Raw genomic sequence first — 12,684 nt, 5'->3', positions numbered from 1 at the left:
GAAAGGGGATGTTGCACAGAATGAGTTGAAGGATATAAGCTCTCTCTCTTCCACCAGAGAAACTGCTCGATTTCGTTGTCATGTTGTCACGTTGTCACTATGAAGTAAACACGCTGATATATAATTGTTTAAGTGCGTGACAATGAATTTCGCCATTGATTTTGTTGTCACACTGTTGTCACGCGCACAATACGCACATTTCCAATCCGTTATAGCAAAAACGTGACAACGTGACGACGTGACAACACGAAAACAAAACAGGAGGAGGAGCAAGTTTCCTCTTCGTTTCAGTCTTCCTTATTATTTGCTCCGCTACAATAAGGGCGTCGGCTGACGCAATAAGGGTGTCAGCTGACAGCCTTATTGTATTCTCAAACACAATAAGGATATGGACGATGATATATATAATATACTTTTTCCCTCTCCAGGATTTTTCCCCATAAATGAACGGAATAAAGAAAAACGAGGTACAAGTGGAGAGAGAAAGCCCTTCGTTTTCTTGTACCTCGTTTTGAGTATTTTTTAGAACGGGCAGTAGTGCCCATCTAAATTGTCCAAATTTTAAGCCTCATAGCCATATCGTGCGCAGGCTCCCAGTTCCTCTTCGATGCGAATGAGCTGGTTGTATTTAGCCATACGATCGGTGCGACTCATACTACCTGTTTTAATCTGTCCAGAGTTGGTAGCCACAGCGATGTCGGCAATCGTTGTGTCCTCCGTCTCGCCCGAGCGGTGAGAAGTTACGGAAGTGTAGCCGTGGCGATGGGCCATCTCGATGGCTTCGAGGGTTTCGGTGAGCGAACCAATCTGGTTGACCTTGATCAGGATAGAGTTACCCGCGCCGAGTTCGATACCCTTCTTCAAGAAACGTGTGTTGGTGACGAAGAGGTCATCGCCCACAAGCTGGCAGCGGTTGCCAATGGCAGCAGTGAGCTTCTTCCAGCCTTCCCAGTCGTTCTGATCCAGACCGTCCTCAATAGAGTCGATAGGATACTTGGTGATGAGTTCTTCGAGATAAGCAATCTGTTCGTCATCGGAAAGTTCCTTGCCGTTCGGGTCTTTGGGCATACCGTTAGAAAGTTGCTTGTAGTTGTAATAGTACTTACCATCGCGAACAGAGGCAAACTCGCTCGCTGCGCAGTCCATAGCGATGCGGATGTCCTTGCCTGGTTCGTAGCCGGCGTTGCGAATGGCGTCGACAATGCTCTGCAGGGCGTCTTCAATGCCGTCGAGAGCTGGTGCGAAACCACCTTCGTCGCCCACAGCCGTGGAGAGGCCACGCTTCTTGAGGTCCTTCTGCAATGCGTGGAACACTTCAGCGCCCATGCGGATAGCTTCCTTCTCAGAACTTGCACCTACCGGGCGAATCATGAATTCTTGGAAGGCGATGGGAGCATCACTATGAGCGCCACCATTGATAATGTTCATCATCGGAACAGGGAGTACATAGGTGTTGGTACCACCAATGTAGCGATAGAGCGGCATATTCAGTGCTTTGGCCGCCGTTTGAGCCACGGCCAAACTCACGCCCAAAATGGCATTAGCACCCAGGTTGCTCTTCGTCGGTGTACCGTCGAGATCAAGCATCTTATAGTCGATGGCGCGCTGATTGAGCACATTGTCGCCACGAAGCGCGGGAGCAATGATGTTATTGACATTCTCAACAGCCTTCAGAACGCCCTTACCGCCATAGCGAGCCTTGTCGCCATCGCGAAGTTCGAGTGCTTCGTTTTCACCCGTAGAAGCACCAGAGGGAACACTGGCGCGACCCATTACACCGTTTTCGAGTGTCACTTCTACCTCTATCGTGGGATTACCTCTTGAGTCGAGGATTTCTCTTGCGTGGATTTTTTCAATTTTCATTGTTTCTTTTGTTTTTAACAAGGGGCGGGAGACGATTTTGCAAGTTACTTCGTACGAGATGCTGACTGAAGGAGAAAGCTCCTCCCCAACGTTCGTCCCTTGTATCTTGTTGTCGTCCCCCTCGTGTCTACCCTCGTATCATTGTAATAATCATTTTGAAGGGGCGTTCTGCTTTTACGCTGTGACGTGCCCCGCTGGGAATGATGAAGCTCTCGCCGGCTTTGATGCGATTGTCCGTGCCTTCAACGTTGAGTAGCATCTCGCCATCAGTCACTTGGATGAAGGCATCGAAAGGTGCGAGGTGTTCGGAGAGACCTTGGCCTTCGTCAAAACTAAACAGTGTTACGCTGCCAGCATTGCTGTGTACCAATTCCTTACTTACTACGCCACCTTCTGCATAGTCTACCAAATCGTTTGCTACGAAAATCTTACCTTTTTCAAACTTTGCCATAATAAAAATGTGTTTGTGAGTTACGGGACCAGCCCTTTATTCGTTCCGCAAGCGGAATCTTCCTTCTGACAAACTCCTTGAACAAAAGGAATGCCGAACAGGAAGGGCTGTTAGGTCGGGTAACAAATGTGCCCAGCTAAGCTTCGGGAAGAGATTAGGCCAATTGGCCCTTGATTTCCTCCAGCCAGTTGGCGATGCGCTCGTCGTTGTCCTCGTTGATATCGAGAGCCAAGCCTACGAACTTACCATCAACAACGGCCTCAGAATCTACATAGTTGTAGGTTGAAGCATCAACAGCACCCACCAGTTTAGCACCACTGTTAGCCACTGCATTGTAGAGCTCGATCAGTGCGCCACAGAAGGTGTCGCCGTAGCTTTCAGCGTCGCCACAGCCGTAGAGAGCGATTGTCTTATCTGCCAAATTGGCTTGTTTCAGCACTTCGAGGCCATCGTACCAGTCGTCCTGAACTTCGCCAGCGCCCCAAGTGGAAGAGCCAAGCAGCAGGTTGTCATATTCTTCGAGCAAAGCTGCATCCACTTCTGATACATTCTTAACATCGGCTCCTAACTTGTTGGCAATGTCTTCTGCAATGCCCTCGAGAGTTCCGGTGCTGGAACCAAACACCACTAATGTCTTCTTCATAATTTTCTTTGTTATTTTCTTTAATGAATATATTTCTAAACTTTCATTTCTTTTGGTGGTTGCAAAATTACGCAAAGCCTTTCCTGTCTCAACTACCCCTTTCGCGGTATAATACTCCTCCTATCTTGTTTCCTCCACCTTAAACCTCCCAACACCTTTGAAAATGAAATCCCCATGCTTTGGCGCGCGAATCAGTGTCCCCTGTTCTATTTTGGGCCAAATCAACTAAATTTCAAAAAAATATAAAATAAATGCCTTTTCCCTTTGTTGTATCCAAAAATACCTTTATCTTTGCACCGCTTTTCGACTAAAAGCCATCGCGTCAAGCGACTGAAAGGAGAGATGGTAGAGTGGTCGATTACAGCGGTCTTGAAAACCGCCGTGCTGAGAGGCACCGGGGGTTCGAATCCCTCTCTCTCCGCTAATAGGCTTCAAAAGGACTTCACAAAGGTTGTCAATTTAGCCTTCAAAAATTAGCTAATCGTTGTAAAATCAAGGTTTTACAACGATTTTTCTTTGTATATACCTCTATCGCCTGACGGCATAACCCTATGTTTTGACAGTCATTATTCGGTCAAATTCTGCTACATAAACTGCTACACAAAAATTGTAGCAATAAAAAATGTAGCAGTGACGGAATTCTGAATACCATTTTGACGGCATCAATTCTTTCTGTTTCAGTATGTTATATATTAACTTTGCAGCCGAGTGCTACACAAAAGAATGATGCATTATGAGAACAAATTTCAAGGTATCCTTCTACCTACGCTCAAACTATGAGAACAAAGAAGGAAAGTCGCCTGTAATGCTCCGTGTATTCCTTAACGGAGAAATGGCAAATTTTGGCTCTACGAAAATTTTCGTGGATAAGACAATGTGGAATAATGCCACAAGCCGGCTTAAAGGTAGGACGGCAGAAAGCTTGTCCGTCAATGCCGCATTGGACTCTATTTCCACTACATTGAATGGAATTTACCGCAAGTTTGAGGATGACGAGTCCCTGTCATTGGAGAAAATCCGTTCTTTCTTTATAGGAAAAGACAGGGAGTACACAACTTTCCTCCCGGTATTCGACAAGTTCAACGAAGACATCAAGCAGCGTGTCGGACACACCATCAGCAAAGACAGTCTGCAAAAGTACAGTGTTTTGAGAAGACATTTCTCAGAGTTCCTTATCCATAAATATGGAAGAAAGGATATAGGACTGACAGAATTCACACCATCCGTGGTACAAGACTTTGAGTTATATCTGAGTACTGTGGCAGGCTGCGCTTACAATACGTCGGTCAAGAAAATGAAGGCTCTCAAAACCGTAACCATATATGCACAAAAGCGTGGCTATCTCCTTCACGACCCCTTTCTCAATCATCGTTTCCACTTGGAGCCGGTAAACCGTGGTTTCCTCACGGACGAAGAAATCATGAAGATAGCCAACAAGGATTTCGGCATCCAGCGTTTGGAACTGGTAAGGGACGTTTTCATCTTCTCTTGCTTTACAGGGCTGGCATACATTGACGTGTCCAATCTCACACCGGACAACATCGTCACGCTCGATGACAAGCAGTGGATTATGACCAAAAGGCAGAAAACAAGCGTGGAAACAAATGTCCTACTTCTCGATATTCCGAAGCGCATCATTGCAAAGTATAGTGGAAAGACCTATCGGGACGGCAAACTATTCCCCATACTGACGAATCAGAAGACTAATGCGTATTTGAAAGAAATAGCCGACCTTTGCGGTGTCAAGAAGAACCTGACCTTTCACCTTGCCCGGCATACATTTGCCACCATGTCTTTGAGTAAGGGCGTTCCGATGGAAAGTGTGTCGAAGATGCTGGGACATACCAACATAAAGACCACACAGATTTATGCTCGCATCACCAACAAGAAGATTGAGCATGACATGGAACAGCTTGCCGACAAACTCGGTAAGTTCAACAAGGCAATGGGAATCCGATAATATAATAATGTATAACCCTAAACCAAGAAGATTATGACAACTAAGAAAGAACTATCCTACTTCCGTCTGAAGTTAGAGAACTACCTCAGTGAGCATTTCCCCGAAATGCTGAGTGACAAACCATTCATAACGGCAAGAGCCGATGAAGCCCTTACTACCTACTGTGATGCAATGGCACAAGGATTCTCTCACCCAGAGGCAGAGGTAATGGCAAGCGAAGTGTTATACCAAGGTTTGCATTTTTCCAAGTACGACACCCTTGTTTCAGTTTTAGAGAATGAGTTTGAAAAAGAACTCCCTTCTCCTCTTCCCGAAAGACTATCCCCGATACTCCTGAAGAACAAGGCTGTGCAAAGCGTTTTCGACAAGTATGAACTCACGGACGATTTTGGCGCAAGTCCTGAGTATGAGAAACTCTACACCGAACTGACAGGGACAATCGTTCTGCTTATCGAGGTTAATGGTCTGCCAACAGTCGATAGTGAGAACATGACTTGATGTAACACCATCGGGAGCTTTTGTAGTGTCAAGAGCCAAGATAACTATTCTTCCCCACACACCAAGAGTTTGGGCAAACACTTGGCTTTGTGAGGCAGAATATCTTGTTATTGCTCTTGAACTATTAAAAGCTCCGATATGAATATAAACATCATGAATCAAGACGTTCACACACCTGCCTTCATCAAGGCAGACGCATCGAACAAAACCGACAATATCAAGCAGCAGCCGAATTCTCCCAAGCAAGTCCGCCGCTTCGGTTGGACACGCTTCATCGAACTCGCTATCCTGCTTTCCGTCGTTATCGGTGCCATTTGGCTTATCTCGAAGATGGTAACGCCGCAAGTCGTAACTGCCGTCTCTGTCATTGCAGGTTTTCTGATACTACGCTTTATAGTCAGGGTAATTCTAAAAGTGACAATTACGCTGCTGAGCATTCTCTTCTGGCTGGCAATTCTCTGTGCCATCCTGCTTTGCGTGCTTTGAGAAGCACGGCTCTGTAATACCTTTCATTTATCGTTCATCAGGTGGTTATCTCGCATATTGAGATAGCCACCTTTTCTATTTTCCACTACGAGCGTTGCACTTTTGCTTCTTTTCCTATGCTCCACGATATGCGATGACAAGGAGACGGATGCTGTTCCCTTTTTATCCGCAAAGGTAGTACGGGGCTTGTGGCTTTCTCAAGGTCTTAAGCCTTTGGTTTGTCTGGAAAATCTCCACACCTACGGGTTGTATTTTCCGCCAAAACCTTGTGCAAGCCCGCCCCGCCACCTCTTTTTTGCTACAAAAAGGAATCAGCATACTCCGATCTTTGGACGCATAAAAAAAATGTCGCTATGGATAAGCAAAAAGTAAATACAACATCTTCGATGAACAGCAAAGGATATAGCTCCTCCTCTCATTACCGCATTAACCCTGTGGCTGAAAAAAGTGAGCAAGTGTTACGCACCCGACAGAACAAGCCTAAGAGCCTACCTATATGGACGCATCAATCAAATTGTAGAAATTCCTAAATATTAAAGAACTATGAAAGGAACAGAACATTTTACACGGACGATTACAGAGTATCTCAACCAGCGTGCAGCGACAGACCCCTTGTTTGCCCCCAACTTGATGAAGCCTAACAAGAACATAGAAGATTGTGTAACCTACATCTTAAACGAGGTGAAGAAAAGCGGTTGCAATGGTTTCGACGACGATGAAATCTATTCTATGGCAGTGCATTTTTTCGATGAGGATAATATCGACATCGGCAAACCCCTTGATTGCCATGTGGCGGTAAACCATGTGGTACAGCTCACGGACGAGGAAAAGGCAGAAGCACGCAGACAAGCCATCGAGCAGTACCAACGCGAACAGCTTGCCAAGATGCGTAGCCACAGCGAGCGTACCAAGAAAGCGGAAAACAAGGTTGTGCAACCCTCCTTATTCGATTAAGCCTATGAAACCGAGAAACAAATTTGAAAAGGCGGTTTTGGGGCAAAGCAAGCATCTTCGCCCGATAACCAAGACACAAAGCAAGTGGGCTTTCCGTGAGTGCATAGACCACTTTGCCTACCGCTTGCCAAAAGGTCGTACTACTTGTATGGATTGTGGGCATAGTTGGGTAATGGACAAACAGAGAGAAACTTGCACTTGCACGGTTTGCAGGGCAAAGTTGCAGGTCAAGGAAACCTACGAACGCAAGTTGCAGCAGAAGCAGTATTTCACCCTACTTACCACATGTGGAGAGTTTCAAGTATTGCGTATGTTCCTACTTATTGTGGGTATGGAGAAAGGTTACAAAGCACAAACTTCCATAATTGAGATTGGGCAATATTGGTGGAATATGCAAGGACGAAAAGCAGTGGTTGCCATACAGAGGGTATTGGGACACTATGTTGATACCTTTTCCTATTATAGCCCTATGGCAATCCGCAACGATAACGAAGCCTACCAATATGCAGCCTATTCGCAGATATATCCTAAATTCAAGGTTACAGACACACTCCGCAGGAATGGATTTGAGGATGATTTTCACGATATAGCCCCGACAATATTCATTCCTGCATTGCTTTCTGACAGCCGGGCTGAAACATTGATGAAAGCAGGACGAATGGAGCATTTACGCTATTTCCTCAACAACAATTCGACATTTGACGCTTGTTGGCAGTCCTACAAAGTTGCCACTCGCAACGGCTATGAGATAGAGGATATTTCTCTATGGTGCGACTATGTGGATATGCTCCGCAGATTGAATAAAGACATACACAGCCCGAAGTATGTTTGCCCCACCGACCTGCATAGGGAACACGACCTAAGACAAAGCGAACTCCGCAGACAAAGGGAAAAGGAAGAAAAGGCGGCGAAACGCAAAAAGGCAATGGAGGAAGAGAAGCGTTTCCACGAACTCAAATCCAAGTTCTTCGGTATCTGTTTCACGGACGGCACAATCCAAGTTCACGTATTGGAGAGTGTGCAGGAACATTTGGAGGAAGGAGTATCAATGCACCATTGCGTGTTCGACAATGCTTACTATCTCAAAGAAAACTCGCTTATCCTTTCGGCAACCATTGAGGGCAGACGGATAGAAACGATTGAGGTCAATCTGGACACGCTCAAAGTGGTGCAAAGTCGTGGAGTGTGCAACAAGAATACGGAGTATCACGAACAGATAGTGAACCTTGTTAATGCTAATCGAGAACTAATAAGCCGAAGAATGAAAGCAACTGCATGAAGTATGAACCATTAAAATATCAGAGATATGAAAACAGAGATAGAAAACATCATCTATAACTACACGGACGAGATACCGCATATTCTCATCAGGGTTATCAATGCGATAACCCTATCCGACAATGAGGAAGAGTTAAGGACGGCAATAGGCAAAATAGCCGAAGAAACGGAACTTGACAAGTTTTTCGCCTATGGTTATGGCGCACATCACTTTTGGCTCACACACCGCAAGTTATCCAATGGAGAGCCAAAGCAGTACAGATTATTAAAGGTTGAATTTTAAGATTAGGAATGATGAAGAAACAGAGATTTTTAGTCTATACGGAATATGTTTTTGACGGCGTATTCGATGTGGTTGCCGAGAGCAAGGAGGAAGCACGGCAGAAAGTCCTACAAAATTGTGGGTTGGCTATGGGTGGAAGCATTCACAGCACTTTGCCCGATGATGAGATAAATTGGGCTTTCGATATACACCCTAACAGACGAATAGACAAAATAACGAAAGTGTAGAAACAGCACCTTGAATAAGACCAAGAGCCACGCAAACCGAAAATTTGCGTGGCTTCTTTTCTTTGTCTTTGAGCGAACAGGCGACCAAAGCAAAGAAGCAAAAGAAAGTCGCAGGGAAATTATATTTCATATTTGCTAAGGAAGAAAGAACAAGGCTAACTCCACACGTCTCTGCTTCACCAATCTTTTGCCCCTGCATCGGCAAAAGGATACATACTCACGACAAATTTTTCGTAACCAGCCTCTATCTTTCTCTTGGGTTGCCTACCGTAACCAAGTAGTCGCTTCACGCCCACACTGTAGGAAAGCAAGGTAAGCAGTAAAGCATCCTTGCCGTTACCATTGCTGTTTTTATAGACAGTGTATTCTCAATATCTTCTACCTTATCCACAATGATGTTCTGTGATTCCCAATCCACATACATGGAGGATGTTCGAAATAAAAATCATTATTATTGGCGATTGCAGAGACGAAGCAGATATCGTACTTTTGCAAAATAAGAAATGAACATTCTTGATAAGAAGATGATGGCAAACAGACAGAGCAATTCCTACCAAAGGATGATGGAACATTACGACGACCTATTGACCGGACGGAAGTGGTGGTCAAGGATATATATGCGATTTATTTGGAACGAAGACACTAATCTCTTGGCTCGGAAAGTGCTTGATCTCATACCGGACGATTTTCGGGGACGACTGCTTGACGTGCCTGTCGGCACTGCCATTTTCACCGCCGAGAAGTATCGCCGGATGAAAGATGCCGAGATCGTTGGTTTGGACTATTCGGAAGAAATGATAGCCATTGCGGCTTTGCGGAAAGAGACAGAGGAGATAGCCAACCTGTCTTTGGAGCAAGGAGATGTCGGAGAACTTCCCTATGCCAACGAGATCTTCGACTGCGTACTGTCGATGAACGGCTTTCAGGCTTTCCCAGAGAAAGAAAAAGCCTTTGCCGAGATTTTCCGCGTGCTGAAACCCGGCGGTTGCTTCTGCGGCTGCTTTTATGTCAAGGGCGAACGCCGATTGGCTGATTTATTTGTTAAGAAAGTCATGGAAAGAAAAGGATTTTTCCACCCTCCATACGACACCTTCGCTGAAGCCGAAAGCCGACTTCGGAGTATGTATGGCGATGACGTGCTGACAGAAAAAATGGCTTCCGTCTGCTTGTTCCGCTGCGTGAAACCACAAAGAGAAAGCACTGAAAACGAACAATAACCCCAAAACATAAGACTATGAGCGTAACAAAAATCATCGACGAAGAAAACATCACCATCGTACAAGGAGTCAACGGCATTCTGCTACATCAGGAAGGGTGGATGAAAGAAAAGAATGAAAGAAAAGGCTAAGCAAGAGGATAACCTATCCATCAACTCTTGATAAGGAATCTCTCTTTGAAAGTATAGTTGTATCCTACAAAAGAGCCTTCAAATTAGAGCTAAACTCTTACCAAGTCTGTTGCGTGGATGGATAGATGTATCAAGGTATATAAAACATGGCAAACTCCACTTGCCTCCGTTTCACCAATCCTTTCAAAACTTTTCCCTTGTATCGGCAGAATGAAACATACTCTTGATAAAAGTTCCTGTTTCCAGCCTCAATTTTTCGCAGCAACCTACTTTTGGGGTACTTGCCATAACCAAGCAATCTCCCCACGCCCACATTATAGGCAAGTAGGCTGAGTAGCAGCGCATCCTTACCATAGTCTTTGAAGTGTTCAAAGCATTTCCATAGGTCAGCACGGAGCAGAGAGTCTGCCTGCCGTTCCGTCATATCCGCCGTGAAGTGCTCTCCTGGTTGCAACTGATGACCATACCCTACATAAGGAAAATCCTTCGGCTTATTATGAAGTCCCTCAAAGTATTTAACAACAACTACACCACGTTCGAAAGGAGACAAGTCTGCCAACCGCACCCTGCGCTGGGCAAGGATGGGCTGGCAGAATAAACATAAAATAAAGAATAAAGCAAAGTGTTTAGTTGTTCGCATCTTTCAATACTTTGGTAACTGTTGCGGAGAACTTTTCCTTATTTTCCGCCTTTTCGTTGTTGAAACTGAAAGTCAGTTGCTGCACCCTGCCGAAGTTATCTTCCACATACACGTCAATGGTCTGGCGGTCGGCTGACAGCGAGGTGTAGTATAAGCGGAACACATCCTTCGTCAGCGGATAACGGTCGTTAGGCTTGAAAACCGTACCATTATCATTTCTTAGCAAGCCCTTGCCGTCAGACTGGAAATAACGTATCGTATAGCGAGTGTCAGCAAACTCACCGCCCCGCTTCAGCGTGCAGCGTATCTCAGCCGTCTGTCCCTTTATGATGTCCTTCTGAACCGGCATTGTCTCCACCGTAAACGGATAAGACTGCTGAACATCCAAATCCCTATCACAAGCAGATAGGCAAAACACGGCAAGGGTCAGCACACCCATTATCCATATCGAACTTAATATTTTCTTTTTCATTTTCTATTCTTGCTTAAAGATTAAACCTAAGTCCTGCTGAAACAGCCGGACGGAAACGATGCACGTCCGATCCAAAGAGGAAACGTCCCTGTGCCTTTACAAGAAAGAGCACCCTGTCCGTCAGAAACACTTCCACCGAACCATGCACGGCACCGCCATAGACAAAGCGGGAGCGGTCGAGCAGTGTCGCCCCATCGGGCAGCAGCTTCTTGTCCTCATTCAGTTGCTCATAGCCACCCAAGGCGGATATACCACCATAGAGAAACACGTTTTTACCTCTGTCGGAGAGAACAGGGTGCATATAGCCCACCTGCAAGAGAGCATCCTTGAGTTTTACGTTATAACTTCTGTACGGCATATTCTGCTGTTCATACTCTGCCATAACAAAGGTATAATTCTCACGACCCAAATATCGGGTGAGTGATGCTCCCATACCGAAATTGTCAGCAGCAAGGAACTTTTCACCCTTGATAAGCGGAACACTCCCTACGACCTCTACGCCCCTTTGCTTGGGTATCAGTCGCTGTGCCTGCGATGGCAAGCTAAAAGCCATTGCCACCGCTGCACAAACCGATAAAATGATTTTCTTCTTCATAATGTCTACCATTTCAGTTTGAGGTTATCAATCTTTTTTGCCAGTTGTAGGTCTTCTGCCGTTACATGGAAGGTCAGCGTGCGACCGCCATTTCTCTCATAAAGTGTCACTTCAAGCTGCTTGTCCTCTGCAAGAGAAAACTGCTCGAGCGCAAACACAGCGTGTTCACTACCCATGCCACGCACCTGCATCACCTGATGATAGGCACGAAGCGGCTGCAATACCTGCTCCTGAATGGCAGTGCGCTTTGCCATCTTCTTATCTACCACCTTGAATGTGATGAAGTCCACCGAATATGGCATATTCGTGCCGTTTTCCATACGAGTGTGGAAATACAGCAAGCCGTTATGGGCATACAAGCCACGCAGCAGGAACTTCATGCCGAACTGCTGCGCACCGATATGCTTTATGCTGCGTCTGTCATTCTGGTAGATGGTCTGCATCATCAGTTTTACTAATACGGGCGACTCGTTGCCAAGTTCCTTAAAGTAAATATCAGAGCGATTGCTTGGCAGCCTGCCTTCTGTTGTAGAGAGAAAGTCTTTCATCTCGATACTTAACTTTTCCGGTTCATCGGCATATTTTACATTAAAAGCGTAAAATGAGCCGTCCTCACAGATGACACTCATATTGGTTTCCGTCTCAAAGTCCTTCACTGAAGCCTTTACACGTAGTACGTTCTCAGCATCCTCCGCCTTCCCTGCGATGATGTTCTGTGAACCCAAGTCTACATAGCGGATGGCAGAAGGGAAGATAAGATGCACGGTCTTGTCAAAGGTAACGTCAAGACCATACGGCAGAACGACACGCCCCTTTGGTATGGCACGGCTCATACCTTGAAAGAGTTCGCCCGAAGTAAGCGGACGGCTTGGTGTCAGACCATCATTGTTTTCCTGTGCTGTGGCTGTTGCTCCCACCATGGTAAGCATAGCCATTGATAAAATAAATTTCTTCATTGTTCCTTTTTTATTTGATGTTATTTTTTA

The 12,684-nt window shown here is 45.6% G+C and carries 15 protein-coding genes, 1 tRNA gene and 2 pseudogenes; 10 read left to right on the top strand and 8 right to left on the bottom strand.

All coding sequences use genetic code 11. From position 1 onward, the window contains the following. Positions 1-561: 561 nt before the first annotated feature. The 3 genes from eno to fldA all read right to left on the bottom strand — a co-directional run bounded on the left by eno (position 562) and on the right by fldA (position 2,957). On the bottom strand, positions 562-1,863 hold the full coding sequence (gene eno, locus FHS60_RS03870; RefSeq protein WP_183695274.1) for a phosphopyruvate hydratase: 1,302 nt from the start codon (positions 1,861-1,863) through the stop codon (positions 562-564). 127 nt (positions 1,864-1,990) lie between these two features. After that, positions 1,991-2,314 carry a cupin domain-containing protein gene (locus FHS60_RS03865; protein ID WP_183695271.1) on the bottom strand — a complete coding sequence of 108 codons (324 nt, stop codon included), beginning with the start codon at positions 2,312-2,314 and terminating at the stop codon, positions 1,991-1,993. Between the two features lie 154 nt (positions 2,315-2,468). Beyond that, a complete protein-coding gene (gene fldA, locus FHS60_RS03860; protein ID WP_183695268.1) occupies positions 2,469-2,957 on the bottom strand; it encodes a flavodoxin FldA in 489 nt (162 codons plus the stop codon). Positions 2,958-3,293: 336 nt separating this feature from the next. Between fldA and FHS60_RS03855 the strand changes: the two genes are divergently transcribed. From FHS60_RS03855 to FHS60_RS03815, 9 genes and pseudogenes are all read left to right on the top strand, one after another. After that, positions 3,294-3,378: transfer RNA gene (locus FHS60_RS03855), tRNA-Ser, on the top strand. A 312-nt stretch (positions 3,379-3,690) separates the two neighbouring features. Beyond that, positions 3,691-4,917 carry a site-specific integrase gene (locus tag FHS60_RS03850; RefSeq protein ID WP_070668451.1) on the top strand — a complete coding sequence of 409 codons (1,227 nt, stop codon included), beginning with the start codon at positions 3,691-3,693 and terminating at the stop codon, positions 4,915-4,917. A gap of 33 nt (positions 4,918-4,950) precedes the next feature. After that, a complete protein-coding gene (locus FHS60_RS03845; RefSeq protein ID WP_183695265.1) occupies positions 4,951-5,415 on the top strand; it encodes a DUF1896 domain-containing protein in 465 nt (154 codons plus the stop codon). 138 nt (positions 5,416-5,553) lie between these two features. After that, positions 5,554-5,901, top strand: coding sequence for a hypothetical protein (locus FHS60_RS03840; RefSeq protein WP_183695262.1), 348 nt, complete (start codon positions 5,554-5,556; stop codon positions 5,899-5,901). 353 nt (positions 5,902-6,254) lie between these two features. Continuing rightward, positions 6,255-6,438, top strand: a pseudogene (locus FHS60_RS03835) (hypothetical protein). Positions 6,439-6,444: 6 nt separating this feature from the next. Further along, on the top strand, positions 6,445-6,855 hold the full coding sequence (locus FHS60_RS03830; RefSeq protein ID WP_004353629.1) for a PcfK-like family protein: 411 nt from the start codon (positions 6,445-6,447) through the stop codon (positions 6,853-6,855). Positions 6,856-6,859: 4 nt separating this feature from the next. Beyond that, positions 6,860-8,134, top strand: coding sequence for a PcfJ domain-containing protein (locus FHS60_RS03825; RefSeq protein ID WP_183695259.1), 1,275 nt, complete (start codon positions 6,860-6,862; stop codon positions 8,132-8,134). Between the two features lie 27 nt (positions 8,135-8,161). Continuing rightward, positions 8,162-8,416 (top strand): hypothetical protein, encoded by a 255-nt coding sequence (locus FHS60_RS03820; RefSeq protein WP_021672826.1) that lies wholly within the window; start codon positions 8,162-8,164, stop codon positions 8,414-8,416. A gap of 8 nt (positions 8,417-8,424) precedes the next feature. Beyond that, positions 8,425-8,643: a hypothetical protein gene (locus FHS60_RS03815; RefSeq protein WP_036860629.1), complete on the top strand. Its 219-nt coding sequence runs from the start codon at positions 8,425-8,427 to the stop codon at positions 8,641-8,643. A 135-nt stretch (positions 8,644-8,778) separates the two neighbouring features. Here FHS60_RS03815 and FHS60_RS10320 read toward each other — a convergent pair. Further along, positions 8,779-8,984: pseudogene (locus FHS60_RS10320) on the bottom strand (hypothetical protein); the annotation flags it as partial. Between the two features lie 162 nt (positions 8,985-9,146). Here FHS60_RS10320 and FHS60_RS03810 point away from each other — a divergent pair. Further along, complete coding sequence (locus FHS60_RS03810; protein ID WP_100019908.1) at positions 9,147-9,860, top strand: class I SAM-dependent methyltransferase; 714 nt, start codon at positions 9,147-9,149, stop codon at positions 9,858-9,860. A 261-nt stretch (positions 9,861-10,121) separates the two neighbouring features. On the opposite strand, the gene FHS60_RS03805 is transcribed toward FHS60_RS03810, so the two are convergent. The 4 genes from FHS60_RS03805 to traN are packed head-to-tail and all read right to left on the bottom strand — an operon-like array spanning position 10,122 to position 12,654. Further along, positions 10,122-10,631: a glycoside hydrolase family protein gene (locus FHS60_RS03805; RefSeq protein WP_183695256.1), complete on the bottom strand. Its 510-nt coding sequence runs from the start codon at positions 10,629-10,631 to the stop codon at positions 10,122-10,124. Further along, positions 10,618-11,103 carry a DUF3872 domain-containing protein gene (locus FHS60_RS03800; protein WP_183695253.1) on the bottom strand — a complete coding sequence of 162 codons (486 nt, stop codon included), beginning with the start codon at positions 11,101-11,103 and terminating at the stop codon, positions 10,618-10,620. Before FHS60_RS03800 ends, FHS60_RS03805 begins: the two co-directional genes overlap by 14 nt. A gap of 13 nt (positions 11,104-11,116) precedes the next feature. Beyond that, positions 11,117-11,710, bottom strand: coding sequence for a conjugal transfer protein TraO (locus FHS60_RS03795; protein ID WP_183695250.1), 594 nt, complete (start codon positions 11,708-11,710; stop codon positions 11,117-11,119). Then, on the bottom strand, positions 11,704-12,654 hold the full coding sequence (traN, locus tag FHS60_RS03790; RefSeq protein WP_183695248.1) for a conjugative transposon protein TraN: 951 nt from the start codon (positions 12,652-12,654) through the stop codon (positions 11,704-11,706). Before traN ends, FHS60_RS03795 begins: the two co-directional genes overlap by 7 nt. Between the last annotated feature and the right edge of the window lie 30 nt (positions 12,655-12,684).

The organism is Alloprevotella rava (assembly GCF_014195585.1).
Classification (GTDB): Bacteria; Bacteroidota; Bacteroidia; order Bacteroidales; family Bacteroidaceae; genus Alloprevotella; species Alloprevotella rava.
Note: the sequence above shows the minus strand (reverse complement) of the source record. Positions and strands in the feature narration are given on the sequence as shown.

Coding starts and splice junctions, on each gene's coding strand:
- FHS60_RS03850 (WP_070668451.1), top strand. CDS start 3,691: ATGAGAACAAATTTCAAGGTATCCTTCTACCTACGCTCAAACTATGAG.
- FHS60_RS03865 (WP_183695271.1), bottom strand. CDS start 2,314: ATGGCAAAGTTTGAAAAAGGTAAGATTTTCGTAGCAAACGATTTGGTA.
- FHS60_RS03810 (WP_100019908.1), top strand. CDS start 9,147: ATGAACATTCTTGATAAGAAGATGATGGCAAACAGACAGAGCAATTCC.
- FHS60_RS03820 (WP_021672826.1), top strand. CDS start 8,162: ATGAAAACAGAGATAGAAAACATCATCTATAACTACACGGACGAGATA.
- FHS60_RS03805 (WP_183695256.1), bottom strand. CDS start 10,631: ATGCGAACAACTAAACACTTTGCTTTATTCTTTATTTTATGTTTATTC.
- fldA (WP_183695268.1), bottom strand. CDS start 2,957: ATGAAGAAGACATTAGTGGTGTTTGGTTCCAGCACCGGAACTCTCGAG.
- FHS60_RS03795 (WP_183695250.1), bottom strand. CDS start 11,710: ATGGTAGACATTATGAAGAAGAAAATCATTTTATCGGTTTGTGCAGCG.
- FHS60_RS03800 (WP_183695253.1), bottom strand. CDS start 11,103: ATGAAAAAGAAAATATTAAGTTCGATATGGATAATGGGTGTGCTGACC.
- FHS60_RS03840 (WP_183695262.1), top strand. CDS start 5,554: ATGAATATAAACATCATGAATCAAGACGTTCACACACCTGCCTTCATC.
- FHS60_RS03825 (WP_183695259.1), top strand. CDS start 6,860: ATGAAACCGAGAAACAAATTTGAAAAGGCGGTTTTGGGGCAAAGCAAG.
- FHS60_RS03830 (WP_004353629.1), top strand. CDS start 6,445: ATGAAAGGAACAGAACATTTTACACGGACGATTACAGAGTATCTCAAC.
- FHS60_RS03845 (WP_183695265.1), top strand. CDS start 4,951: ATGACAACTAAGAAAGAACTATCCTACTTCCGTCTGAAGTTAGAGAAC.
- traN (WP_183695248.1), bottom strand. CDS start 12,654: ATGAAGAAATTTATTTTATCAATGGCTATGCTTACCATGGTGGGAGCA.
- FHS60_RS03815 (WP_036860629.1), top strand. CDS start 8,425: ATGATGAAGAAACAGAGATTTTTAGTCTATACGGAATATGTTTTTGAC.
- eno (WP_183695274.1), bottom strand. CDS start 1,863: ATGAAAATTGAAAAAATCCACGCAAGAGAAATCCTCGACTCAAGAGGT.